The 26,516-nt window shown below is 65.0% G+C and carries 16 protein-coding genes; 10 read left to right on the plus strand and 6 right to left on the minus strand.

The genetic code is table 11. The features are described 5' to 3' along the window. Positions 1–14 precede the first annotated feature (14 nt). Entirely contained in the window at positions 15–1,571 is a 1,557-nt protein-coding gene (locus tag ACN9MW_RS14055; RefSeq protein WP_426171577.1) for a methyl-accepting chemotaxis protein, read from the minus strand. A gap of 251 nt (positions 1,572–1,822) precedes the next feature. Between ACN9MW_RS14055 and ACN9MW_RS14060 the strand changes: the two genes are divergently transcribed. Further along, positions 1,823–2,764, plus strand: a complete 942-nt coding sequence (locus ACN9MW_RS14060; RefSeq protein ID WP_426172197.1) for a substrate-binding domain-containing protein — start codon at positions 1,823–1,825, stop codon at positions 2,762–2,764. Positions 2,765–2,838: 74 nt separating this feature from the next. Here ACN9MW_RS14060 and ACN9MW_RS14065 read toward each other — a convergent pair whose 3' ends face one another. Then, on the minus strand, positions 2,839–4,518 hold the full coding sequence (locus ACN9MW_RS14065) for a sodium:solute symporter family transporter (protein ID WP_426171578.1): 1,680 nt from the start codon (positions 4,516–4,518) through the stop codon (positions 2,839–2,841). Positions 4,519–4,859: 341 nt separating this feature from the next. Here ACN9MW_RS14065 and ACN9MW_RS14070 point away from each other — a divergent pair, with 341 nt between their 5' ends. Beyond that, positions 4,860–5,693, plus strand: coding sequence for a galactose-1-epimerase (locus tag ACN9MW_RS14070; RefSeq protein WP_426171579.1), 834 nt, complete (start codon positions 4,860–4,862; stop codon positions 5,691–5,693). Here the strand turns inward: ACN9MW_RS14070 and ACN9MW_RS14075 are convergent. Genes ACN9MW_RS14075 through ACN9MW_RS14085 form a run of 3 tightly spaced genes read right to left on the minus strand, consistent with a single transcriptional unit; the run spans position 5,690 to position 10,549 of the window. Next, positions 5,690–7,285, minus strand: a complete 1,596-nt coding sequence (locus ACN9MW_RS14075; protein WP_426171580.1) for a family 43 glycosylhydrolase — start codon at positions 7,283–7,285, stop codon at positions 5,690–5,692. The genes ACN9MW_RS14070 and ACN9MW_RS14075 overlap by 4 nt on opposite strands. Beyond that, complete coding sequence (locus ACN9MW_RS14080; protein WP_426171581.1) at positions 7,282–9,630, minus strand: TIM-barrel domain-containing protein; 2,349 nt, start codon at positions 9,628–9,630, stop codon at positions 7,282–7,284. The genes ACN9MW_RS14075 and ACN9MW_RS14080 overlap by 4 nt, the downstream gene beginning before the upstream one ends. Before the next feature lie 22 nt (positions 9,631–9,652). Next, positions 9,653–10,549, minus strand: coding sequence for an alpha/beta hydrolase (locus ACN9MW_RS14085; RefSeq protein ID WP_426171582.1), 897 nt, complete (start codon positions 10,547–10,549; stop codon positions 9,653–9,655). 182 nt (positions 10,550–10,731) lie between these two features. On the opposite strand from ACN9MW_RS14085, the gene ACN9MW_RS14090 reads away from it, so the two are divergent. From ACN9MW_RS14090 to ACN9MW_RS14115, 6 genes are read left to right on the plus strand one after another with little or no spacing between them, the layout of a single operon-like run. Next, the gene (locus ACN9MW_RS14090) at positions 10,732–12,300 is read left to right on the plus strand and encodes a GH39 family glycosyl hydrolase (RefSeq protein ID WP_426171583.1); all 1,569 of its coding nucleotides are present in this window, start codon (positions 10,732–10,734) and stop codon (positions 12,298–12,300) included. Further along, positions 12,293–13,657, plus strand: coding sequence for a glycoside hydrolase family 27 protein (locus ACN9MW_RS14095; RefSeq protein ID WP_426171584.1), 1,365 nt, complete (start codon positions 12,293–12,295; stop codon positions 13,655–13,657). Before ACN9MW_RS14090 ends, ACN9MW_RS14095 begins: the two co-directional genes overlap by 8 nt. Continuing rightward, the gene (locus tag ACN9MW_RS14100; protein ID WP_426171585.1) at positions 13,657–15,621 is read left to right on the plus strand and encodes a sialate O-acetylesterase; all 1,965 of its coding nucleotides are present in this window, start codon (positions 13,657–13,659) and stop codon (positions 15,619–15,621) included. Before ACN9MW_RS14095 ends, ACN9MW_RS14100 begins: the two co-directional genes overlap by 1 nt. Next, positions 15,618–16,367, plus strand: coding sequence for a polysaccharide deacetylase family protein (locus tag ACN9MW_RS14105; protein ID WP_426171586.1), 750 nt, complete (start codon positions 15,618–15,620; stop codon positions 16,365–16,367). Before ACN9MW_RS14100 ends, ACN9MW_RS14105 begins: the two co-directional genes overlap by 4 nt. A 24-nt stretch (positions 16,368–16,391) precedes the next feature. Then, positions 16,392–18,290: a glycoside hydrolase family 97 catalytic domain-containing protein gene (locus ACN9MW_RS14110; protein WP_426171587.1), complete on the plus strand. Its 1,899-nt coding sequence runs from the start codon at positions 16,392–16,394 to the stop codon at positions 18,288–18,290. Continuing rightward, complete coding sequence (locus ACN9MW_RS14115; protein ID WP_426171588.1) at positions 18,287–21,208, plus strand: TIM-barrel domain-containing protein; 2,922 nt, start codon at positions 18,287–18,289, stop codon at positions 21,206–21,208. The genes ACN9MW_RS14110 and ACN9MW_RS14115 overlap by 4 nt, the downstream gene beginning before the upstream one ends. On the opposite strand, the gene ACN9MW_RS14120 is transcribed toward ACN9MW_RS14115, so the two are convergent. Further along, complete coding sequence (locus ACN9MW_RS14120; protein ID WP_426171589.1) at positions 21,205–23,187, minus strand: glycoside hydrolase family 2 TIM barrel-domain containing protein; 1,983 nt, start codon at positions 23,185–23,187, stop codon at positions 21,205–21,207. The genes ACN9MW_RS14115 and ACN9MW_RS14120 overlap by 4 nt on opposite strands. 131 nt (positions 23,188–23,318) lie before the next feature. Here ACN9MW_RS14120 and ACN9MW_RS14125 point away from each other — a divergent pair, with 131 nt between their 5' ends. Beyond that, positions 23,319–24,806: a tryptophan halogenase family protein gene (locus tag ACN9MW_RS14125; protein ID WP_426171590.1), complete on the plus strand. Its 1,488-nt coding sequence runs from the start codon at positions 23,319–23,321 to the stop codon at positions 24,804–24,806. A 23-nt stretch (positions 24,807–24,829) separates the two neighbouring features. Further along, positions 24,830–26,458, plus strand: coding sequence for an alpha-L-fucosidase (locus ACN9MW_RS14130; RefSeq protein ID WP_426171591.1), 1,629 nt, complete (start codon positions 24,830–24,832; stop codon positions 26,456–26,458). Positions 26,459–26,516 lie beyond the last annotated feature (58 nt).

Genomic DNA, 26,516 nt, shown 5'->3' on the forward strand with positions numbered 1-26,516 from the left:
CAAAGGGTCAGGCCCTAGTGGCCGGACGCCGAACGGTAGCCGATGCGGAACCCGCCCCAATGCCTGCCGTTGACGTAGATCGGGGCGGACAAGTCGTGCATCACCTCGCCGGTGTCGCGCTTGTAGGTCTGCAGCAGGTAAGGCTTGGTGTTGGCCCCGCAGCGCGATCCGGTGCGGTCGTTGAAGATGCGCTTGGTGCGGTTGTTGACAAGGTCGGTGGCGTAGTCGCCGGTCAGGGGCTGCGAAAACTTCCTGTTGTGGGTCGGGAAGTAGCCGTTGTTGTCGACCGCGCCGGCAAAGGCCAGCTGCGGCATGGCCTTTAATACCGCCTCCTGCAAAGCGGGCAAGACGCGGTCGGTGAACTTGTCGAAGGCGCTATGGTGCTTGGGCGGGTTGGTATCCGGGATTGGAACGTAGCGGCGGTCGAACAGCGCAGCCTCGCTGATCTCGCCGCTGGCGATGGCTTTTTCGAACAGGTTGCCGACATCCCTGGCAGCTTGCTGCGCGACGGCGCGGATCGCGTCATGCGCGGTGGCGGCGTTGCTTTCCGTGGTGGCTTCGAACAAGGACTCGGCGCGTTCGGCCAAGGCCTGCGCGGAGCTGGCCGCGCGCGGCAACTCGGCCTGCATGCCCAGCATGCCGTCGCGGATCTGGCCGATGGCCTCGGCAATGTGGCGCGTCGATGCGGCATGCTCGCGCGAGGCCAGCGCGATCTTGTGGATTTCGCCGTGCGATTCGGCGGCGCAGCGTTCGATCGTGCTGAAGCTGGCGTGCACGCGTTCCACTTCCACCGCTGCTTGGGCGACCTTGCCTGTGAGCGAGGCCATGCCGGACGAGGCCCGCTCGGCCTCCACCAGGATCGCGGTCACCTTGTGGCCGATGTCGGCCGTGGCTTCGGCCGTGCGCTGGGCCAGCTGGCGCACTTCGCCGGCTACCACCGCGAAGCCGCGGCCATGCTCGCCGGCGCGCGCCGCTTCGATGGCCGCATTGAGCGCCAGCAGGTTGGTGCGCGTCGCGATTTCGGTGATCACCGCCGTGATGCCGTGGATGCTGCGCGATTTTTCCTGCAGGGCATCCATCAATTGCGAGGCAGCCTGCGCGTTGCCGCGCGCATCGCTGATCTGTTGCAACCCCTGGTCCACCGCGCCGCGCCCGGCCACGCTCTCGCGCCGCACCATGGTGGCGACCTCGGATGCCCGCTCGGCGTTGGCTGCGATTTCCTCCATTTCGCTGGCGCTGGACGCGGACCGGGCGGCGATCTGGTTGGTCGACTCGACGTCTCCGGAAATCCGCTTCCTGATCGAATCGACGAAGTAGGAGGTCTCTGCTGCACCGATCATGATGGTGTCGATTTCGCCCGCCACCTTTCCTGCCAGCGCATTCTGCTGCGTGCTGCCGTTGCGCAGCAGCAGCACGCTGGCGCCGGCACTGCCCAATGCCGCCAGGCTGGCCAGGGGGAGGGGCGCCAGTGCGGCGCCGGCCGCCCAAAAGCAGGCCATGGCGGCGGCAACGCCTGCAAGGGTTGCCACGGCGGGTGCGCCGATGCGGTGAAGCGGGAGGGGATTGTTCATGGCTATGCCGCGCTATCGGTTGTGGTTTTTATGGACGGACCTGTCTCTATCTTCATTTTCGGGACGAAACTTACGGTGTCCTTATATCATTGAAATTTGTATTGCCGTAAATACATGAGCGACCGGGGAAACGGTCTGTTTGCTCGCTCGACGGCTGGCTATGGCGCCCGCCAATGTATAGACTTCAAGAGTACGCAACGTGAACGGCAGGATGTATGGGATTGCCAATGCGGAGACGGTGCTTGTCGCTTGTGCTTGGGATGGCGGTTGCGGCCGCTTGCCTGGCCGAAGGCGCCTGGGCGGCTGGCGCGGAAGTCAACGTCGTGTTCATTCCCAAGTCGCGCGACCAGGAATTCTGGACCTTCATGCGGGACGGCGTGGACCGGGCCATCCGCGAGGCGGACGGCGTCAAGGTTGCGTTGACCTGGCGCGGGCCAGCCTACAACGACCAGGTCGATGTGCAGATCAAGCTGCTGCAGATGTACACCTCGCCGACGGTCGATGCGATCGTCCTGGCGCCGACCGATCGTGTTCGGCTGGTGGAGCCGGTCAGGCGGGCGGCAGCCATGGGAATCAAGGTGATTGTGGTCGATTCGGCGCTCGATGGCCGCGACTACCAGAATTTCATCGCGACCGACAATCACGCGGCCGGCGCACTGGCTGCGCAGCGCCTGGCGGCATTGCTTGACGCGCAAGGCGAGGTACTGATATTGCGAACGGTCGCCGGCAGCGCGTCGACCGACCAGCGCGCCGATGGTTTTGTGGAGTATCTGAGGAAGCATGCGCCGAAGGTCAGGATTGTCGCGGACGAATATGTCGGCGCCAGCCGCGGCAAGGTGTTCCACGAAGCAGGGCAGCTGTTGCAGCGCTTTCCGGCGGTGGACGGCATCTTTGCCGTGAACGAATCGTCGAGCGACGGCATGCTGCGTGCGTTGCGCCAGGCGGGCCTGGCCGGCAAGAAGAAGTTCGTAGGCTTTGACTCGACCACCTTCCTGCTGGATGGCCTGGAGCAGCAGGAAATCCACGGCCTGGTGGTCCAGGACCCGCGCCGGATGGGATATATGGGGCTCAAGGCGGCGCTGGCTGCGGTGAATAAAACCCCCATGGAGCCGCGCACCATTCTCATCGACGGGGTCATGGTGACCCTGGAAAATTACCGGAAGCCGGAAATTCGCGCGCTGCTGGTGCCGTGACTGCCAATAGGCCGAGACCCAGGGTGTGCACCCAAGGGGTGCGCACCCAAGGGGTGCGCACCCCGGAGCCGGTGTTACCACCAGGCGCCGTAGATGGTTGCCAGTGCCACGCAGATGACGGCGGAGCCGAGCGTGAATGCACCGTCAACGCGGAACAGGGACGTATCGACATGCAGGTGGTGCTGGTGCGCGCCATCGCGCTTGGCTTCGGCCATCTTGCTGATCACCACCATGCCGGCGATCACGAACCAGAACACGATGAACATGCGGTCCAGGAACGGGATTTCAGGAATGCCGGCTGCGTTGGCCTTGGCAAAGCCGATCGGCACCAGGAAGGACAGGTTCATCATCTCCGGCAGGAACTTGAGGATGATCGAGCCCACCAGGCCGCCCAGGGTGGCAAACATCGCCGCACCGGAGGTGGTTTTCTTCCAGAAGAAGCCCATCAGGAACATGGCCAGGATGCCAGGCGAGACGAAACCGGTGTATTCCTGGATGTACTGGAAGCCGCCTTTCTTGTCGATGCCCAGCAGCGGGGCGATCAGCACGGCCAGGGCCATGGCCACCACCACGCTGACGCGGCCGATCCACACCATGCGCTGCTCGGTGGCCTGCTTGTTGAAGGTCTTGTTGTAGATATCCAGGGTGAAGATGGTGGCGATGCTGTTTGCCTTGCCGGCCAGCGAAGCCACGACAGCGGCGGTCAGGGCGGCAAACGCCACGCCTTTCAGGCCGGGCGGCAGCAGGTTAAGCAGCACAGGATAGGCGCGGTCCGGATTCAGCTCGCCGCCCTGGCGCATGGCGTCGCCCAGGGCGCCGGACTTGTCCAGCGCATAAGCGGCAATACCTGGCAGCACCACGATCACCGGCATCAGCAGCTTGAGGAAGGCGGCAAACAGCAGGCCTTTGCGGGCCGTCGGCAGGTCGGCGCCCAGGGCGCGCTGGGTGATGTACTGGTTGCAGCCCCAGTAGTTCAGGTTGACGATCCACATGCCGCCCAGCAGCACGGACAGGCCCGGCAGGTCCATGTAGTTCGGGTCATCGCGCTTGAGCACCATGTTGAAGTGCTCGCCGGCCCGCACGAACAGGTCGGAGAAGCCCGCCATGGCGCCTTGCTTGCCGCCCAGTGCCGCCACCAGGTCGAGCGCCAGCCAGGTGGTCACCAGGCCGCCGACCACCAGGCAGGCCACCTGCACCACGTCGGTGTAGCCGATCACCTTCATGCCGCCCAGGGTGATGATGGCGGCGAATACGGCGAGGAACAGCATGCAGGGCAGCAGGGCGATGCCGGACAGGCTGGAGATCGCCAGGGCGCCGAGGTAGAGGATGGAGGTCAGGTTGACCACCACGTACAGGCCAAGCCAGAACAGGGCCATGGTGGTGGCGACCGCCTTGCCGTAGCGCTGTTCGAGGAACTGCGGCATGGTGTAGATGCGGTTTTTCAGGTACACCGGCATGAAGAACACGGCCACGATCACCAGGGTGGCGGCCGCCATCAGCTCGTAGACCGCGATGGCCATGCCGATCTTGTAGCCGGAGCCGCTCATGCCGATGAACTGCTCGGCCGAGATGTTGGAGGCAATCAGCGAAGCGCCGATCGCCCACCAGGTCAGCGAGCCTTCCGCCAGGAAGTAGTCATGCGAAGCCTGGCCGGAACTGTTTTGCTTGCGGCGGTAGATCCAGATGCCGTAGCCGGCAACGGCAATGAAGTAAATCAGGAAGACGATCAAGTCTACGGTTGAAAAGGTACTCATGCGGTGCTCACAAAGTAGGTTGTCTCTGGCCTGGCGCGCGTGGGCGGCGCACCGGCCTGTTTTTGGAATCGGTATCGGAAGATCGTAGGCGAAGGGGCCTTGCCATTTCCAATAACACTTTTGCGTTCAGCTATATCAAATTTGACATAGGACGGCGGATCTTGCCCGTCTCCCCGAGGCTGCGCTGGCATTATTGCCGATTCCGCGGCGCCGGAAACCCCCTTGCAGCGCTCTTGGCCAGAATCGTTCGATGGCTTGGTGATTTTAGTAATTGAATCGCCATGCGCCGGATTGCAGAATGGCATGGTGCCAATGGTGTGCACAGGAAGCCCGATCTTTTAATGATGACCAAACGTTTTTCAGGCACCGCGCCCGAGGCGGACGAATACCGCTTGTTTACACTCAGGAACGCCAGCGACATGGTGGCGACGATTACCGAACGCGATGCCGCCTTGTGGTCCTGGCGGGCGCCAGACCGCTATGGCCGGATGGCCGACGTGCTGCTGGCGCCCAAGGGCGCTGCCAACCCGGTGCTGTGGCAGGGACGCCACGCCGACGGCGGCGTGACGCTGTTGCGCACGGGAGGCGGCGGCGCGGTGGCCCAACTGGCGAAATACCGGCTGGACGATGACGGCTGCCTGAGCGTGGAGCATGAAGTGGTGGCCATGGCGCCCACGCCGCTCGACCTGGCAGCCTGTCCGACCTTCAACCTGAACGGCGGCATCGCCGATGTCGGCGACCATATGGTGCAGATCGATGCCGACTACTACGTGGAGGTGGACGCGGACGGCATGCCTTCCGGCGTGGCGGCGGTGGCCGGGACGGCGTTCGACTTCCGCCAGCCGGCCCCGATCGGGGCGCGTCTGCGCTGGCCCGACAGCCAGATCTGCGGGCGGGGCGGTTTCAACCATAGCCTGTTCGTGCGCAGCCATTTTGCCGGCGGCCAGGGGCCGCTGCGCACCGTGGCCCGCATCGTCGATCCGGGATCGGGGCGCTGCCTGCAGGTCCAGACCACCGAGGCTGCCGTGCAGTTCCGCGCCGGCCACCAGGGCGGTTTCAGCGTCGAGGCGCAAGCCCGTCCCGAGCTTGCCAGCGCGGCCTGGCCGCACGTGATCGTGTCGCCAGGGCAGGTCTACCGGCAGACCACGGTCTACCGGCTCACGCTGCAGGCCTAGGCCGGTTTCAGGCCGCGGTAGGTGAACTGCCGCGCCCTGACTTCGCCGGCGCCGGCGCTGTAAATGCCGACCTTGAGACTCATGAAGCCGCCGAACACATTGTGGTGGAAGCCCGACACTTCCATTTGCCATGGATGCCGGGTCCAGGCCACGCCGTCGCTGGAGTAGTGGAAGGTGATGATATTGGCGCGGTTCGCCAGCCGGATGTGGATGGTCCGCGCCGCGATTTTCTGCCGCATCCAGCGTTGCTCTTCGCTGTAGTGGTGGGTGAACATCTCGGTGGGGCTGAAGCCGATGCCGCAGTAGCCGCGCTGGCTGTAGTACAGCAGCAGGCCGCCTTGCCCGCCTTCCGCAATATCGAGCACCACCGACACTTCGTAATCGCGGTCGCCGACGATGCAGGTGAGGGGCGAGCAATCGGCCGGCGAACTGCCCTTGCCCTTGATGACCAGCCCCTTGCCGTCGTACCGGGCGCGCCGCATTTCCTCGGGGCCGGGCGCGAAGAAGCTCCACTGGACGCCGAACCTGTTGCTGGAAAAGTCGTCGGACAGCGCCTGGCCGGCTGGCGAGGCGCGGCCGCCCTTCGGCTTGCGCAAGGGCTTGTCCAGCGTGCCGCCACGCGCACGGAACCAGCCGTCGCTGGTCCATTCAATGGGTTCGAGGATGGTTTGCCGGCCCAGCGTGCGGAAGCCGTTTTCGTAGGCGTGGTAAATCATCCACCAGTCGCCGCCCGGTCCTTCGACAATGCTGGCATGGCCGCGCGACCACCAGGGCTCGTCGGCGCTGCGGGTGCGGACGATGGGGGTGCCGGGGCAGTCCTGCCAGGGGCCGTGAATGGAGCGCGAGCGCGCCACCGTGACCATATGGCTGGTGGGCGGGCCGGAAGTGCCGCCGACCGCGGCCACCAGGTAAAACCATTCGCCGCGCCGGAACAGCTTGGGACCCTCGGGAGCGAACATCTCCACCACCCAGTCTTCCGGATAGCGCCAGGGATGGTAGACGTGTTCCAGCGCGCCGACGGTGGACAGGCCGTCGTCCGCCAGTGCAATCCGGCGCACGCCGTTGAAGAACAGGTAGCGCTTGCCGTCTTCGCCGACCGCGTGGCCGGGGTCGATGCAGCCTTGGAGCCTGAGGTCGACGGGGGCGCTCCAGGGGCCGCGGATATTGTCGGCATGGATCACGAAGATCCTGTCGTCGGCCGGGATGTACAGGAAGTAGCGGCCGCCATGCTTGACCAGGTCCATTGCCCACACCGAGCCGATCGGCCTGGTCAGGGCGGCGCAGACGGGCGCCCAGTTGACCAGGTCGCGCGAATGCCAGATCACGGCGCCGGGGTAGGAGTAGAAGGACGAAAACGTCATGTAGTAATCGTCGCCGTCCTTCAGGATGGTGGGATCGGGGTGGTCGCCGGGCACGATCGGGTTGATGAACATGCCGTTGCCAAGGTCCGCCTTGCGCTGGCCTTCGGTGCCGTAGGCGGGCTGCAGGGCCGGGCCTGGGCGGCCGCACGGAGCCGCGCCGCCCAGGGGCGCGGTTGCCGCGCCGGCCCCGGCCAGGGCCAGCTTGAGCAGGCTGCGGCGGCCCCGGCTCACTTGCCCACCACTTTGGTGATGCCTGGCGCCTTGCGCGACAGCTCGCCGTCGCCGCTGACGCCCAGGCGGCCGGCGGCGTCGTTCCATGTCAGCCTGGACAGCATGCCCTTGCCTTTTTCGTAGTCGTACGAGACGCCATCGTCGTCATACAGGGCGAACTGGCCATCCTTGCCGGGGTACACCCGGATTTCGGCGATCGCCTGCTTGCTGGCGGTGGACTGGATCTCGGCGCCCAGCGGCACGATGGAACCGGCGCGCACAAAGACCGGGATCTGGTCGATCGGCGCGGCGACGCGCACCCAGCGCCCGCCGGCCACCTTCTCGTTGGTCCAGAAGTTGTACCAGTCGCTGCCGGCCGGCAGGTAGACGTCTTTTTCGGTCTGCCCCTGCTCGGTCACCGGGGCGACCAGGAAGGCGGGACCGAACATGTACTGGGTGCCGAGATTGGCCACCTGCGGGTCGCTTGGAAAGTCCATCCACAAAGGGCGCATGAACGGCGCGCCGTTGTCCCAGGTGGCTTTGGCCTGGCTGTAGATGTAGGGGATCAACTGGTAGCGCAGGCGGTCGTAGCGCGCCATGATGGTCTCTGCCTGCTGGCCGAACTCCCAGATTTCCGCGTGCTTGCGGTCGCCGTGCAGGCGCAGCGTGGGCAGGAAGGTGCCGTACTGGAACCAGCGGGTGAGCAGTTCCGGATAGTCGTGGTTCTGGCCGATGGTCGCCTCGGCGCCGCGCGGATCGACCAGCGGCGCCCTGGTGGCCTTGGTCGATTGCGGCAGCCATTGCCAGCCGCCGATATCGTTGCCCCAGTAAGCGATGCCTGAGGCGGTCATGTTCAGGCCCGTTGGCACCTGGCGCGCCAGCGCTTCCCACGAAGGGTGGACGTCGGAAGACCAGAACAGGGCGCCGGTGCGCTGCGAGCCGAGGTAGGCCGCGCGCGACAGGATCATGGCGCGCTTGTTGGGCTGCCAGGCGCGCATGCCTTGCTGTACGCCTTCCACGTGCAGCAGCGGGAACAGATTGCGATAGCGGTCGCCGCTGCCGATCGAGTAGAAGAAGCCATCCGGCACCAGGTCCGGTTCGGTCTCGTCCAGCCATGGGTAGTCGAAGCCTTGCGACAGGATGTTGTCGCGCACGCGCTCCCAGAACCACTGGCGCGCGGCCGGGTTGGTGGCGTCGATCAGGGCGCCAGTGCGGTCGGAGCGGAAGGGTAGGCCGTCGACGGTCTTGCCGTCCTTGTCCTTCAGGAAGTAACCCTTGGCATCGAGTTCATTGAAGTAGCGGCCTGAGGATTCGAAGCGCGGCCACACCGAGACGATGGACTGCATGCCCAGGTCGTGCAACTCCTTGTTCATGGCGGCAGGGGCCGGGTACTGCGCCGGGTCGATGTCGAGCTGGCCCATGCGGGTCCAGTAGAACCAGTCGACCACCATGATGTCGAGCGGGTACTTCTTCTGGCGGTAGGTATTCGCCACGCGCAGTACTTCCTGCTGGCTGTCGTAGCGGGCCTTGGACTGGATCAGGCCGAAAGCCGCCTTGGGCGGGATCGGGGTCTTGCCGGTAACACGGGCGTAGCCGGAATAGATTTCCTCCGGCGTGCTGCCGGTGATGACGAAGAAGCTGACACGTTCGCCAACGTTGGACTGGAAGGAGGTGCGGCCGTTGACGCCGGCGACGAAGCGGGTGGCCGAGGGGTTGTCCCAGACGATGCCGTAGCCCTTGGACGAGACCATGAACGGCACGCACACGGTTTCGCCGGCAGGGGCGTCATACCAGTGCTTGCAGTCGAGGACGCGTCCGCGCAGGTCGAGCGGGCCGGTCGACTCCTGGTTCTGGCCCATGCCGTAGTAATGCTCGTCGGCCGGGGCGCTGAAGCTGGCGCCGGCCTGGTAGGTCTTTTCGGTGTTGACGGTTTGCGGCGACAGCTCCCAGCCTGTCATGTCGAGCACCAGCTCGCCCTTTGCGTTGCGGACCTGCAGCGCCACCGGCGCCAGTTGCGGCGCGAAATATTTTTCCGACTGGGACGGGACGCGCGGCGGCGGCGCCGGGGCGACGCGCAGGTTCAGCGCCGGGGAGGCGAAGCTGTCGCCGTCCTTGCCGCTGGTATGGCGAAAGGCTGCATTGTCCGCATTCCTGGGCAGGATGCCGAAGCCGGGACCTTTCAGCGCCTCGGCCTTGTCGGCGGCGATGGTGATATGGACGACGTTCGGCCCGTAGGCTTCTACCGAGACCCAGGCGCCATTGCGGTCGAGGGTGGTGATCGGCGCTGCGGCGGCCATGCCGGCGGCGCCGAGTGCGGCGGCGGAAACTGCGGCCGCCATGGTCCGGCGCTTGTAATGCACGTTCATTGATGCTCCTGTGTTGTCGATGTTATGGAATCAGTTTCCGGTCGCGCAGCCATTCTTCGGCGCGGCGCGTCCAGTTGGTGGCAGTCCCGTTCCCGGTGCGCATGGCCATGCCGTGGCCGCCGTGTTCGAAGATGAACATCTCGGCCGGCACCTTGGCGCGCGTCAGGGCCTGGAAGTACAGGATGCTGTTGTCGGCCGGGACCAGGCCGTCATCCTGCGAGTGGATCAGCAGGGTCGGCGGGGTCGCGGCGCTGACCTGTTTTTCCACCGACGTGAGCTGGACCATGGCTGCGGATGGCTTGGAGCCCAGCAGGGCGTCGCGCGAGCCGGCGTGGACAGCCGGGGCTTCCATCGTGATCACGGGGTACATCAGGATGGCGAAATCGGGACGGGCGCTGACGGCATCGAGTGGGCCGCCGGCACGGCCGGTAGGGTGGTTGAACAGGGTGGAAGCGCTGGCGGCGAGGTGGCCGCCGGCCGAACTGCCCATCACGCCGATGCGGTCCGGTGCGATGCCGTACTTCGCCGCCTGCGAGCGCACCAGGCGGATCGCGCGCAGCACGTCCTGCAAGGGGGCGGGGTGGCCGTAGTCGGCCAGGCGGTACTTCAGGACGAAAGCGGTGATGCCAAGGCTGGACAGCCACTGGGCATACTGCTGCCCTTCGCGCGTATTGGACAGGAACTGGTAGCCGCCGCCGGGGCAGATGATAACGGCGGTGCCTGAAGGTCGGTCGAAGGCGGCTGGGTAGACGGCCAGCGTAGGCTGGCTGACGTTGCTGATGCGTTCGCCGTCGACCTTCTCGGGGCCGGCCTGCGCGCGCGCGTTGGGGACGCCTTCCGGCCAGACTGGAATGACGCTGGTTTGCGCGAACGCGCCGTTTGCGGCCACGAAGAACATGGCCATGATCCAGGATCGCATGGTCTTTTTATCCTACGTTGTGATAAACCAGGCCATCTTTGCAGACTGCCCGAGGCGCTGCAATTATGAAAATCACCGAGCCGCTGAATGATTTACCGCAAGAGGCGTGCCAGCTGTTCCCGCGACGATTTTGCAGTGCTAGCATCGCCCGGTCTATCAGTCGAAATGAGGAGCATGGAAGGATGAATCACCTGCAACGTATAGGTCTCGCAGCACTGGGCGCGGCCTGCTTTGTCACCACCGCTGCCAGCGCGGCGCCGCGCAAGGTGGTGCTCGATGCGGCGAGGGCGGAGCAGCCGCTTGACCGCTTCTTCGACCTGTCGGTCGGTTCCGATTACCCGGGCACGCTGCGGCGCGACGACAGCATGGCGCAGCTGAAGACCCTGGTGGACGAAACCGGCTTCCGCTACATCCGCTTCCATGCCATCTTCCACGACGTGCTGCAGACCGTGAAAAAGGAGAATGGAAAGCTGGTCTACGACTGGAGCGGCATCGACAAGCTGTACGACGACCTGTTGGCCCGCAAGATCAAGCCTTTCGTCGAACTGGGGTTCACGCCCAAGGCGCTGGCCACATCGAACGCGAAGATCTTCTACTGGGAAGGCAATACCTCGCATCCCGAGCTGAAAGGCTGGCGCGACCTGGTGACGGCGTTCGTCAAGCATTGCCAGCAGCGCTACGGCGAAGCGGAAGTGCGCAGCTGGTTCTTCGAAGTGTGGAATGAGCCGAACCTGGACGGCTTCTGGGAGCACGCCGACCAGAAAGCATACTTCGAGCTGTACGACGTGACCGCAAAGGCGATCAAGGCGATCGATCCGGCCCTGCGTGTGGGCGGCCCTTCCACCGCAGGGGCGGCCTGGGTGCCCGAGTTCCTCGACCATGTTTCGAAGAGCGGCGCGGCAGTCGATTTCGTGACCACGCACACCTATGGCGTGGACAGCGGCTTCCTGGACGAGAAGGGCGTGGAGGATACCAAGCTGTCGCCGTCGCCCGACGCCATCATCGGCGACGTGCGCCGCGTGCGCGGGCAGATCGCCGGGTCGAAGTATCCGCAGCTGCCGCTGTATTTCACCGAATGGAGCACCAGCTACAACCCGCGCGACAAGGTGCATGATTCCTACATCGGCGCCGCCTACATCCTGAGCAAGCTGAAAGGAACCAAGGGCCTGGTGCAGGGCATGAGCTACTGGACCTACACCGACCTGTTCGAGGAACCGGGGCCGCAGAACAAGCCCTTCGACGGGGGCTTCGGCCTGATGAATCCACAAGGCGTGCGCAAGGCGCCGTACTTCTCGTACAAATACCTGCATGCCTTGAGCGGCAAGGAGATTCCGGTCAAGGATGGCCAGGTGATGGCGGCCACCGACGGCAAGGCGATGCGCGCCGTTGTCTGGGACTTCCAGCAGCCGAAGCAGGACTTGAGCAACCGCTCCTTCTACAGCCGCGTGCAGCCGGCCAAGCCATCGGAACCCGCCGAGGTGCAGTTCCGCCATGCGCAGTCTGGCAAGTACCGCCTGCAGGTGCGCCGTACCGGCTTCAAGGCCAACGATGCCTATACCGCCTACCTGGAAATGGGCGCGCCCGACAAGCTGACAGCGGCGCAGCTCGAACAACTTAACACCCTGACCAAAGACGCGCCCGAGACAGACCGAGTGGTCACGGTCGGCAAGTCAGGTTCTTTCAATTTCAAGGTACCGATGCGCAGCAATGACGTGGTACTGGTGACGCTGGAGCCTATTACCCATGATTGACCTGTCCCGCCGCACACTGTTGGCCACTTCCGTTGCCGCAGCAGCTTCGGCTGCACTTCCCGCCGTGGGGTTCGCGGCTGTTCCCCAGGCCGTGCGCCGCAAACCGCTGGCGCCGACGCCGCCGATGGGCTGGAACAGCTGGAACTCTTTTGCCACCACCATCACCGAAGCCCAGGCCCTGGAAAACGCTCGCATCATGGTGCAGAAACTGCTGCCGTCGGGCTACGACATCTTCACGGTCGATATCCAGTGGTATGAACCGAACGCCAACAGCTATGAATACCGCAAGGACGCCGAGCTGACCATGGACGAATACGGGCGCCTGCTGCCTGCTCCCAATCGCTTCCCGTCGGCGGCGCAGGGCAGGGGCTTCAAGGCCCTGGCCGACCAGATGCACCGCATGGGGCTCAAATTCGGCATCCACGTCATGCGCGGCATCCCGCGCCAGGCCGTGCGCAGGAACACCCCGATCCTCGGCACGCGCTGGCATGCGCAGGATATCGCCGACACCAAGGCTGTCTGCGAATGGAATGGCGACATGTACGGTATCGACATGAGCAAGCCTGGCGCGCAGGAATACTATGACTCGATCTTCAAGCTGTACGCCTCGTGGGGCGTGGATTTCGTGAAGATGGACGACATGTCGCGGCCCTATGACCGCAACTGGCCCGAAGTCGAAGCCGCGCACAAGGCCATCCAGGCTTCCGGACGCGCCATCACGCTCAGCCTGTCGCCCGGCGAGATGGACCTGCGCTGGGCCGCCCACGTTCCGCACTACGCGCAGATGTGGCGCATTTCGGACGACTTCTGGGATGAATGGAAGCTGCTGAAAGAGCAGTTCCAGCGCCTTGAAAACTGGAACCCGACCATGGCGGAAAATTCCTGGCCCGATGCGGACATGCTGCCCCTCGGCCGGCTGGCGATGAATACGCGCGACACGAAGTTCACCCCGGACGAGCAGCAGACGCTGATGACACTCTGGAGTATCGCGCGCTCACCGCTCATCATGGGCGGCGACCTGCGGCACCTGGACGCGCCGACGCTGGCCTTGCTGACCAACCCGGAAGTGCTTGCCGTGAACCAGAAGAGCCGCGACAATCGCCCGCATCGCGCCGACGCCGGCACCCGCATCTGGACCGCCCGGCCGAATGGCTCCGACCGCGCTTGGTACCTGGCCCTGTTCAATACGGAAGATGCCCCGGTGGAGATTGACTTCGACCTGTCCCGCCTGGACCTCGGCGGCAAGAGCGTCGCAGTGCGCGACCTGTGGCGGCGCGCCGATCTCGGGCAGGTGCGGGGGCGTATCCGCCAGGCCTTGGCTCCGCATGCGTCGGTATTCCTGCGCGTGGGTGCCTGATGAAAGCTCCCAGCTTCAAGCTGCTTGCAAGCATAGGTGCGATGGCGCTCGCAGCAGGCGCTCCAGCGCTTGCGGAGGCAGCGGCGCCGGCTTTTGCCGGGATATTCAGCGACCACGCGGTCCTGCAGCGCGGCCAACCGGTTACGGTGTGGGGTAAAGCCGACCCCGGGGCCGTGCTGACGGTACGGCTGGGCAGCCAGGCGGTGCAAGCCAGCGCGGACAGCGCCGGCAAATGGCGCGCCGAAATGCCGGGCATGGAAGCCGGCGGCCCCCATACGCTGAGCGTGAGCTCGAACGGCGGCGGCAGCACCCTGGACGACATCATGATCGGCGATGTCTTCCTGTGCGGCGGCCAGTCGAACATGGAACTGGCGGTGGCCAATGCCACCAATGCGCCGATGGACATTGCGTACTCCGCCAATCCGAACATTCGCTTCGCCAATATCGTGCGCCACAGTTCCGCCGTCCGCGTCGACGATTTCAGTGAAGCCCCGAAGTGGCAGGTGGCGGGACCGCAAAGCACCGGCCAGGCCTCCGCGGTATGTTATTACATGGCGCGCGCGCTGCAGCGCCAGTACAGCGTGCCGGTGGGCTTCGTCAACGCCAGTTGGGGCGGCAGTTCGATCCAGAGCTGGATCAGTGGCCCGTCGATGGGCAAGTTGCCCGCATACCGCCAGGCGCTCGATGTGGTCGCCGCTTACGGAACCGATGTGGCGGCGGGAATGAAGGCCGAGGAGCAGCGCCAGGAGGCGTGGTGGGACAAGGCAGATCCGGCCGCGCGAGCACAGCGCGCGTGGTCCCGGCCCGGCTTTGACGACAGCCGTTGGCCGGCCATGGAAGTGGGGCGGCGCTGGAGCGAGTCCGGCATCGACGCGATCAGCAAGCATCGCGGCGTGGCCTGGTTCCGCACCACGGTCGAACTGGATGCGCGGCAGGCCGGCGCAGTCACGCAGCTGCTGCTTGGGCAGATCGCCACGGCCGACACGACCTGGGTCAACGGCGTGCGGGTCGGCGGATTGACCAACTGGTGGGCGGGGCGCGAATACGCCGTGCCGAAGGGCGTGCTCAAACCCGGCAAGAACGTCATCGCGGTACGGGTATTGGACGACGATAATGGCGGTGGCCTGGTCAGCCCGCCGGACCAGCGCGTGCTGCGCACGGCGGACGGCGCACGGATTCTGCTGCCTGTGCGCTGGAAGTACCAGCTTGGCTCCCACGTGAACGCATCGCAGCCGCCAACGCCGTGGGAGCCGCCGACCAGCCTGACAACCCTGTACAACGGCATGATCGCACCGCTGCAAGGCTACAGGTTCAAGCTGGTGGCGTGGTACCAGGGCGAGGCGAACGCTGGAGCAGCCCAGGAGTACCGCACTTTGCTGCCGCTGCTGTTTGAGGACTGGCGCCGGACGTTTTCCCAGCCGGAGTTGCCATTCCTGGTCGCCCAGCTGACTGCGTTCGGATCGGTGTCAACCAGGCCGGGCAATTCTGCGTGGGCCGAGCTGCGTGAAGCGCAATCGGTGGTGGTACGGAACGACCATCACGCAGGGCTGGCGGTCACGTTCGATTATGGCGACCGCTCCGATATTCACCCGGCGCAGAAGAAGATCGTCGGGGAGCGCCTGGCGCGGGCCGCTCGGGCCGTTGCCTATGGCGAGAAGGTGTCGCCAGGCGGACCGGAGGCGGTGTGGGCCAGCCGCAGCGGAGCCGACATCCTGGTCCGCTTCGTCAACACCAATGGCGGCTTGAGGACATACTCCTCCGACACCGCAATCGGCTTTGAAGTGTGCGGGCCGGCGGCGTGCCGGTATGTGCAGGCGACGGCAGAGGGCGACACGGTGCGGCTGAAGGACGCCGCGACCGCTGCCGTGAACAAGGTGCGCTACGCCTGGGCTGATGCGCCTTTCGTCAACCTGTTCAGCGCTGACGATATCCCCGCCAACGCCTTTGAAATGGAGCTCCAATGATGCGCGCCGCACTTCGGGCCGTCCTGCTGCTGTGGGCCGCCGCCGGGACGGCGTCCGCCTGCGCACCGGATGCCCTGGGCACTGCGCGCGTCCTGACGCTCAAGCGCGAACATGCGCGCTACGGGACGGCCCAGTACGGTCCCTTGCCTTTGCAGAAGGGCGAAGTGGTCCTGACCTTCGACGACGGCCCGGTGCCTGGGGCAACCGACAGGGTATTGCAGGCGCTTGCGCAGCAGTGTACCCAGGCGACCTTTTTCATGACCGGCGCCAACCTGTCGAAGTACCCGGAACTGGGTTTGCGCGTCGAGCGTGCCGGCCATGCCGTGGCGCTGCACAGCTTTGCCCACCCGTCGCTGAAATCGATGACCGGCGCCGAGCAACTGGCGGATCTTGAAAAGGGGACGCAGGCTTTTGCACGCGTTTTCGGCCATGAACCTGCGGCATACCGCTTTCCATACCTGGAAGAGACGCCGCCTATCCTGGCTGCACTCAAGGATCGTGGTGTGACGGTGGCATCGGTCGACCTGGGCATTGATGACTGGGCGCCCAATGACATGCGCGTCGATTCCATGGTGGCGCGGCTGCTGGACCGCCTCAAACAGGCCGGCGGCGGCATCATCCTGATGCATGACGCGAACGGGCCAACGGGCGAGGCGCTGCCGGCGATGTTAAAGGCAATCCGTGACAACGGCTACAAGGTCGTGTCGCTGCGCTGGGAAGACAGCGCAGGCTTATCTACTCCTTAAAAAGTGTTCATGATGATGAAGAAAATGAGTATCCTGGCAGCCCTGGCGGTAACCAGCGGCGCCGCGGTCGCGCTCGAGAGCCCGAACAAGCAACTGGATGTGTCGGTGACCGTCAATCCTGACCAGACCCTGTCGTATACCGTCAAGCGCAATGGCCAGGTAGTGCTGCTGCCATCGCCGCTGGGCCTTACCCTGGCCGGCGAGGATTTTTCGCGCGGCCTCAAGCTGGTGGCGACGTCGCCGGTCAAGCCGGTGTCGGAACAATACACAATGGCAGTCGGCAAGCGCGCCGCGATCCGTTACCAGGCCAACGAGCAGGTGTTCTCGCTCGCCAACGCCGCCGGGCGCAAGATGGACGTGGCATTCCGCGTTTCCGACGATGGTTTGGCGTTCCGCTACGTCGTCGCGGATCCGAAAATCGGCGCCAAGCGCTTTGTCAGCGAAGCGACGGGCTTTGCGTTCAGCTCCAAGGCCCGCGCCTTCCTGCAGCCGATGGCGGTGGCCAAGTCCGGATGGGGCAAGACCAATCCGTCGTATGAAGAGCATTACCAGGTCGATATTCCGGTCGGCCAGCCGGCGCCCCTGAAGGCCGGCTGGGTGTTCCCGGCGCTGTTCAGGAGCGGCGATACCTGGGTGGCGCTGACGGAAGCGAACATGGACGGCAGCTTCCACGCCTCGCGCCTCGCCACCGAATCGCCCGGTGGCGTGTACCGCATCGCCGGGCCGACCGCGCCGGAAGTGTTCACCAACGGCGGCCTGCTGGCGGAAACCGGCGGCACCCTGGCTACACCCTGGCGCGTGGTGGCCGTCGGAACGCTCAACACCGTGATGGATTCCACCCTCGGCACCGACCTGGCGGCGCCTGCCGTCCAGCTTGACGCGAAGCTGGTACAGCCCGGGCACGCATCGTGGAGCTGGCCGCTGCTGAAGGACGAAGCTACCGTGTTCGACGTGCAGAAGAAGTTCGTCGACTATGCAGTCGACATGAAGTGGGACTACACCCTGGTCGACGCGGAATGGGACAAGCAGATCGGCTATGACAAGATGGCCGAACTGGTGCGCTACGCCGCCGGCAAGGGCGTGGGTGTGCTGGTCTGGTACAACTCGGCCGGCGCCTGGAACGACGCTCCGCAGACACCGCGCAACAAGCTGCTGGCGCCGGAGGCACGAGCCAAAGAGTTTGCCCGCCTGCGTGAAATGGGCATCAAGGGCGTGAAGATCGACTTCTTCGGCGGCGACGGTGTGTCGATGATCCAGTACTACGTCGATATCCTGAAGGATGCGGCCAAGGCGGGCCTGCTGGTGAACTTCCACGGCGCGACCCTGCCGCGCGGCCTGGAGCGCACTTATCCCAACCTGATGACGGCCGAGGCGATCCGCGGCTTCGAGTTCACCACCTTTGACCAGCGCGACGAAGACGCGGTACCTGCCCACGCCGTGAATGCGGCCATGATTCGCAACCTGTTCGACCCGATGGATTTCACGCCGATGGTGTTTGGCGACAAGGCGCAGATCAAGCGGGTTACCCGCAACGGTTTCGAACTGGCTGAATCGGTGCTGTTCCTGTCGGGTATCCAGCATTTTGCGGAGATCCCGCAAGGCATGGCCGGCGTGCCGGAATATGTGCGGTCCTTCCTGCGCGACCTGCCGCGCCGCTGGGACGACAGCCGCTTCCTCGCCGGCTATCCCGGTTCGCATGTCGCCGTTGCGCGCAAGTCCGGCGACACCTGGTATGTGGCGGGCATCAATGCCGGCAAGGGTGAACGCAGCGTGGAGCTGGACCTGTCCTTTATCGGGGACCGCAAGGGCGTCATGATTACCGACGGCGTAGGCCAGCGCGAATTCAGCAAGGCTGAACTCAAGGCGGGCAAGGTGCGCGTGACGATCAAACCGCGTGGCGGCTTCGTGGCGGTGTTCCAATGAAACGGCGTCTCCTCAGCGTTGCGCTGGCAGGCGCGTTTGCCTTCTCAGCGAATCCGGCCTTGGCTGCCGCACTGCCGCAAAGTGGCCTGGACAAGAACGGCCACCTGCAGGCGGCGCCTGTCGCCGCCCAGGATGGTTTCGCTTATGTGCGCCTGTCGGATGGCGTGCAGTTCAGGGTCGGGGGCGTGACCAAGAACGTGATCTTCTATGGCCCTGCCACGGTGCGCGTGAACGCAAACCTGGGCAGCAACCACTGGACCAGCCCAAGCCTGGTCGTGGTGGGCAAGCCGGGTGGGGCGAGCTTCAAGCTGGAGGAAAGCCCCTCCGCCCTGAGCATCCGGAGCGCCAGGCTGCGCATCGACATCGACCGCAAGACCGGCGCCCTGAGTTTCATGGACAGCGCCGGGCGGCTCTACACGCGCGAATCGTCACAGCCGCAGTCGATCAAGCCGGTCGAGATCTCCGGCGCGCCGTCGTACGAAGTGGAGAACCGGCTGGTGCTCAAGCCTGACGAGGCGATCTTCGGCTTCGGCTACACCGACAGCGAAAAGGTCAACCGTCGCAACCAGGACCTGCTGCTGGTGCAGACCAACCTCGGCATCATCATTCCGGTCATGATGTCGTCAGAACGCTACGGCATCCTGTGGGACACCTATTCTAAGATGCGTTTCCAGGACGGGCCGGAAGGCGCGCGCCTGTGGGCCGAAAGCGCGCCGGGCGGCGTCGATTACTACTTCATGGGCGGAAGCTCGATGGACGACGTGGTGGGCGAGTACCGGCGGTTGACGGGGGAGGCGCCAATGTATCCCAAACAGGCGTTCGGCCTGTTCATGAGCAAGGAGCGTTACCCCACACAGTCCCGTATCGTCGAAGTCGCGGAGAAGTTCCGCCAGGAGCAGTTCCCCCTCGACTACATCGTGCAGGACTGGCAATACTGGGGCGGCGACAAGGACGGCACCTGGAGCGGCATGGCCTGGGACCCGGTGCGCTTCCCCGACCCGCGCGGCATGACCGACAGCCTGCACAAGCTGCACATGAAGCTGATGGTCTCGATCTGGCCGTCGATCGGCAACGATACGGCGCTGGCGAAGGAGTTGGACCAGCACGGCCTGCGCTTCGAGCCGCTGCACTGGATTTCGCGCAAGGCGCGCGTGTACGACGCCTATAGTCCGCTGGGCCGGAAAATCTATTTCAAGCATGCGAAGTCAGGCCTGTTCGACAAGGGCGTGGATGCGCTGTGGATGGATGGTACCGAGGTGGAAGTGGGCTCCGCCGCCTGGGATGCGGCGCAGAACGAGGCCGACATCAAATCGCTGGGCAGGAATGCCCTGGGCGACTTTTCCCGCTACCTGAACCCGTATACGCTGCTGACCACGCAGGGCACCTATGACGGACAGCGCGCGACCAGCGACAAGCGCGTCTTTACGCTGACGCGGTCGGCATGGGCCGGCGCACAGCGCACGGCCGCGGCCTCCTGGTCGGGTGACATCTTCGCCAATTGGGATACCTTGCGCAAGCAGGTCAGCGGCGGCGTCAATGTGACCATTACCGGCAACCCTTACTGGACCCAGGATACCGGCGGCTTCTTCGTCAGCCGTGACTATCCGCTCGGCGAAAAAGACCCCGCCTACCGCGAACTGTTCGCGCGCTGGTTCCAGTATGCGGCCTTCAATCCCATCATGCGGGTACATGGTACGGACATCGAGCGCGAGCCTTATGTGTTCAAGGGCCTCGACCCCGAAGTGTACAAGTCGCTGCTCGATGCGGCGCACCTGCGCTACCGGCTCCTGCCTTATACCTATGGACTGAGTGCAAAGGTCAGCAGCGAACATTACACCCTGATGCGCGCCTTGCCGATGGACTTTGCGGACGACAAGGAGACGTATGGCATCAACGATGCGTTCATGTTCGGACCTTCGCTGCTGGTGCATCCGGTGACGCGGCCGATGTACCGCATCCAGCCGCCGCCGCCGGCAACCATTCCCGCCGAATTCCTGCACACCCCGGATGGACGGCCTGGCCTGGCGGGCCAGTACTTCGAAGGGCGCAACTTCGAGGTGCCGAAAGGGCAGGTGATCGACAAGACCATTGACCACTCGTGGCCCGCGCCGCCGCTGGCCACGATTCCGGCCGGCCTGGCCGGGCTGGACGACTTCTCCGCGCGCTGGAACGGCACGCTGGAAGCCCCGGAGGATGGCGAATACGAGATCGGCGTGGAGGGCGACGACGGCTACCGCCTCTATCTCGACGGCGCGGCTGTGATCGAGCGCTGGGAGAATGGCGGCAAGCGGCTGGCCACCACGCGCGTGGCGCTGCGCAAGGGCCAGCGCGTGAAGCTGGCACTCGAGTATTACCAGGCCACTTCGGACCGCAGCCTGCGCCTCGCGTGGCGCACGCCGAGCGCCATGCGCGCCTTGGCGGCGGACAAGCCGGCAATGGACACGCAGATGCGCACCTACCTGCCGCAGGGGACCGCATGGTATGACTTCTGGACCAACCAGCGCTTAGAAGGCGGCCAGGCGGTGCAGCGGGACACGCCGCTGGACATCCTGCCCCTGTACGTACGCGCCGGCAGCATCGTGCCACTGGGACCGGTCATGCAATACGCCACCGAACAGCCGGCCGCGCCCTACGAAGTCCGGATCTATCCGGGCGCCGACGGCGGCTTTACGCTGTATGAGGACGATAACGAGACCTATGCGTATGAAAAGGGACAGTCCGCCCGCGTCCCGCTGCGCTGGAACGACAAGGCGAAGATCCTTACCATTGGCGCGCGTATCGGCAGCTATCCGGGCATGGCCCGGCAACGCACCCTGAACCTGGTACTGGCCGGGCCGGATAACGGCAAGGGCATTGCTGCGGCCCGGGCCAGCCGCATGGTGCGCTACACCGGCAAGCCGGTGGTGGTGAAGTTCTAGCGGGGCTGGTAGTGCCACTCGACGCTGTCGGTGGCGCTGCCGGCGGTGACATCGATGCGGTTGCTTCCTTCGGCCAGCCGCAGCTGCCATGTCGCGATGCGGCCGGTCACCGGCTGCGTGCCCATGTCGGCGCCGTTGAGGCGCAGGCTGGCCTTGTCCTGGTTGCTGTACACCTTGACTTCCACGCTGGCCTGCTGGCGTTGCGTGTGGCGCCTGGAAGTGATGTGCGCCATCGGCGCCGCGCTCCAGTTGGCCTGGTACCAGAAATAGGCATCCTTTTTCACGCTGCGGTCGAAGCTGACCAGTCCCTTGTCGTTGAAGCCTGGCGTATCGCCTTCATTCCGGCCCGCCGAGGGGAAGTCGAAGCCGACCCAGATGAAGTTCGCCCACAGCCATGTCCGGGCCTCCAGCTGGCGCCAGGCAGCTTCGTGGTACAGGGCTTGGTACTGCTCCGGGTGCCAGCGCCCGGCAGGCTTGGGCCGCTGCGGCGGGTCCTCCTGCTGCAGTGCGCTGGCCCCGGCGCCGTACTCGCTGACCGACAGCGCGGTGGCGGGCCGTTTGGCGTGATTCCCGTCCAGGAAGGGGCCGAGGTCGGCGAACTCGCCATCGTACCAGCCGAAATAGACGTTCGAGCCCACGGCGTCGGTATGCGAGGCTTGCGGACCATCGATCGGGCCGCAGCAGTTGGCGTAGACAGTCGGGCGGCTCGCGTCTTCCTCGTGGGCCAGGCGCTGCAGCGACGACAGCACGCGGGCGCTGTGCTCGTCGGACTGGTAGATCTCGTTGCCGAGCCCCCACACCATGACCGATGGATGATTGCTGTTCTGCCGCACCAGTTCGCGCAGCTGCTGCTCGCTGCTGGCCAGGAATTCCTTCGAACCGTTGACCGCTGCCGTCAGCGGCAGCTCGGTCCAGACCAGCCATCCGGCACGGTCGGCATGGTCGTAGGCGCGTTGCGGATGCTGGTAATGCGCGTAGCGCAGGCCTGTCACGCCGAGATCGGACAGGATGCGGTAGTCGGCATCGATGTCTTCGTCGCTGGCCGCGATACCCTTGCCGGGCAGGGAAGTCTGGTGCACGTTGACCCCGTGCACGCGGTAGCTGGCGCCGTTCAGCAGCAGGCCGCGCTGCGGGTCGAGCCGGATGTCGCGGATCCCGGCCGGGAACGAGAGCCGGTCGCGCGTGCCGGAGCCGCCTTCCGCTTCGGCCAACTCGGCTTCGCTGGTGTAAAGGTAGGGATCGCGCACGCCTTGCCAGAGATGCGGGGACGGCAGCGCCGCCTGCAGCGCGACCTGCACCGTGCTGTGCGGGGGCAGCAGCACCGGCTGGCGCGCCGAGGCCACTTCCTGCTGGCCGGCGTCGCGCAGGCGTGCGGTGATGACAGCATGCACGGCACGGCCGCTGTCGTTGCGGGCGCGTGCCGTCCACGACAGCGCGGCGCGCTGCCGCGACACGTCGGAAGCCTTGAAATACACGCCGGGGCCGCCGTAGTCGAGCATGTCGAAATGGATAGCGCTGGTCGAGACCAGCCGCACGTTGCGGTACAAGCCGCCGTATAGCGTGTAATCGCCCGCCAGCGGTGCCACGCTGCTGCCGGGTGCGTTGTCGACCCGTACCACGATCTCGTTGCCGCCATCCTGCAGCAGGTCAGTGATATCAAAACGGAAACGCGCGAAGCCGCCGGCATGGCGCCCTGCGGGGCGGCCGTTGACCCAAGCTTCGGTCACCAGCAGGGCGCCGTCGAACTCGAGGTAGTGCCGCTGTTTGTCGCGTGCATGCGACAGTTGCAGCGTGCGGCGGTACCATGCCGGTCCGCGGTAGCCGTCGAAACTGTGCGGCACGGTGACTGCTTGCCAGCCATGGTCGCCGGTCTTGTGGAAAAGCCACTCGCCGTCGAGCGGGATCGTTTGCCGCGCCTGGGCGCTGGCGGCCATTGGCGCCAGCAGCGCTATGCAAAGGCATGTATGGATCGGATTCATAGCGGGGCATTGTCCATGCTGCAGCCGCACACTTCAACTACCCTGCTAGATTTCATTGAACGCGTTGGTATTTTTCACAATTGCGTGCCGCCATGGCGCCTTGCAAAATCCGATGCCATAACGGAGACAAAATGATGACAACCGCATACAAACGCATCGTGGTCGTCGGTGGCGGTTCGGCGGGCTGGATGGCTGCCACGGCGCTGGCGACGGCGCTGCCCGGCAGCAGCGTGGAGCTGGTCGAATCGGAGGAGATCGGCATCGTCGGCGTCGGCGAGGCGACGTTCCCTTCGATCCGCGCCTTCCACCGCATCCTCGGCATCGATGAAGCGCAATTCCTGCGCGCCACCAACGGCACCTTCAAGCTGGGCATCCAATTCTGCGAGTGGCGCGCGGCCGGCGAGCAGTATTTCCACACATTCGGCGATATCGGTGGCCTGGGCGGCCCTCAGTCGCTGTGGGGCCAGTTCCGCCGGGTCGCCGATGCCGGCCTCGGCACGCTCGGCGAACAATGCCTTCCGAGCGTGATGGCCCGCGAAGGCAGGTTCCAGGGCGCTGCGTCGGAACAGGAGCGCCAGTTCAACTACGCCTACCATTTCGATGCCGTGCTGTATGCCAAGTTCCTGCGCAGCCTTGCAATGCAGCGCGGCGTGCACCGCACCGAGGGGCGGATCGTGCACGTCAGCCGGCGCGTCGACGGTGGCATAGAACAGCTCACGCTCGCCGATGGCCGCACGGTGGAAGGCGACCTGTTCATCGATTGCTCCGGCTTCGCCTCGCTGCTGCTTGGGCGTACGCTGGAAGAACCGTTTGTTGACTTCAGCCGCTGGTTGCCGGTGGACCGGGCCTGGGCCTGTCCTTGCGAACGCAGCCGCGCCGCGCTGATGCCCTACACGCGCGCCACCGCGCTGGAAGCCGGCTGGGCGTGGCGCATCCCGCTCAGCAATCGCACGGGGCACGGCCACGTCTTTGCGAGCCGCTACATCGACGAAGAGCGTGCCCGCGAACAGTTGCTGCAGCAACTCGACGGCGCTCCGGTCGCCGAGCCACGTCTGTTGCGCTTCACCACCGGCCACCGCGCGCGCTTCTGGTCGCACAATGTGGTGGCGCTGGGCCTATCCTCGGGCTTCCTGGAACCGCTGGAATCGACCAGCATCTTCCTGGTGCAAAGCGGCCTCGGTCGCCTGATCGAACTGTTGCTGAAAGACGGGCGCCCGGCCGAAACGGCTGTCGCTGCCTACAACACCGGCATGGTGCGCCAGTTCGAGCGCGTGCGCGACTTCATCATCCTGCATTACTGCCTGACAGGACGCCGCGACAGCCAGTTGTGGCGCGACATGGCGAACATGGAGCTGCCCGAAACGCTGGCTTTCAAGGTCCACGCCTGGCGCCAGGCCGGCGTGCTGCACCAGTACGACGAAGAAGGCTTCGACGCCACCAGCTGGCTGGCGATCCATGCCGGCATGGACCATTGGCCGCAGCGCGCCGATCCATCGCTGGGCGACATGCCGCTGGAGGACGCACAGCGCGCCCTGCGCCTGCGGCGCGACAGCATTGCGGCCGCGGTGGCGGCCATGCCAAGCCACGAGGAATATCTCGCCAGCGTGCTGGCGCGCTGAAGGAAAACCCTAAAGGAATCTTGATGAAACGCCGAGACCTGCTGAAACACCTGGGCGCAGCCATGCCTGCGGTCGCGCTGTCGGGAACGGCGCGCGCCGCGGCCGACGCCATTGCGCCGGAGGCCAGCCTGCCGATCGCTGCGGGCCCGTTCAAGCCGGAATGGGATTCGCTCGACAAATACCAGGTACCCGACTGGTTCCGTAATGCCAAATTCGGCATCTGGGCCCACTGGGGACCGCAATGCCAGCCGGAATTCGGCGACTGGTATGGCCGCCTGATGTACGAAAAAGATTCCGACGCCCACAAGCACCATGTGCAGCAATACGGCGACCCGGCGCAAGTTGGCTTCAAGGACATCATCAGGCAGTGGAAAGCCGACAAATGGAATCCCGATGAACTGGTGGCCCTGTACAAGAAGGCCGGCGCCAGGTACTTCGTGGCGCTGGCCAACCATCACGACAACTTCGACCTGTACAGCAGCCGCTACCAGCCGGAGTGGAACTCCACCAGCATCGGTCCGCAGAAAGACCTGATTGCCGGCTGGAGCAAGGCCGCGCGCGCCAACGGGTTGCGTTTCGGCGTCAGCGTGCACGCGGCCCACGCCTGGACATGGTACGAGCCGGCACAGAAATACGACGGCAACCTGACCCGGCTCGACGGCGCGGGCAAGTGGTGGGAGGGGCTGGACCCGCAAGGCCTGTATGCGCAGCGCCATCCGTTGAGCAAAGGCGGCGGCGAAGGCGGCGTATCGGACCAGCAGTGGCATTGGGGCGGCGGGGCCTCGGTACCCGACAAGGCTTATGGTGAAAAGCTCTTCAACCGCACGCGCGACCTGATCGACTCCTACGATCCGGACCTGGTGTATTACGACGATACCGTGCTGCCGCTGTGGCCAGTCAGCGATATCGGACTGCGCCTGGCCGCCCACATGTACAACCGCAGCATCGCCACCAAAGGCAAGTTGGAAGCAGTCGTCAACGGCAAGATCCTCAATGAACAGCAGCGCCGCAGCATGGTGTGGGATATTGAGCGCGGGCAGAGCAACCGCATTGAGGAACTGCCATGGCAGACCTGCACCTGCATCGGCAGCTGGCACTACGACCGCCGCGTCTACGATAACCGTGCTTACAAGAGTGCAAAGTCAGTGCTGCATACCCTGATCGACGTGGTCAGCAAGAACGGCAACCTGCTTCTCAGCGTGCCGGTGCGCGGCGACGGCACCATCGACAGCCGGGAGCGTGCCATCGTCGAGGAAGTAGGGCGCTGGATGGCAAAGAATGGCGAAGCGATTTACGACACCCGTCCCTGGGCCGTGTTTGGCGAAGGCCCGGTGATGGAGGAAGCGGCGGCGCCGATGTCGGGCGCCGGCTTCAACGAGGGCAAAGGCAAGCCGTTTTCCGCCGCCGATATCCGCTTTACCGCGAAAGGCGATGCGGTGTACGCGTTTGTCATGGGCTGGCCGCAGGATGGCAAGCTGACCATCAAATCCTTGCGCAGCGCCACGCCGCACCTGACCAGACGTATCGCGCGCGTCGAGCTGGTAAGCAGCGGACGGCCGCTGGCGTTTCGCCAGTCTGCGGACGGCCTGCATGTGACGCTGCCCGCGCACCAGCCGGCGCTTGGCTACGCCAATGCGCTGAAAATTACCTGAGCGTGCGGCCTTGCGTTTTTTTCGTTTGTTGTATTGGTGATTTTCGCAATTGCCGCTG

Source organism: Pseudoduganella sp. R-34, assembly GCF_049904655.1.
GTDB lineage: Bacteria > Pseudomonadota > Gammaproteobacteria > Burkholderiales > Burkholderiaceae_D > Rugamonas.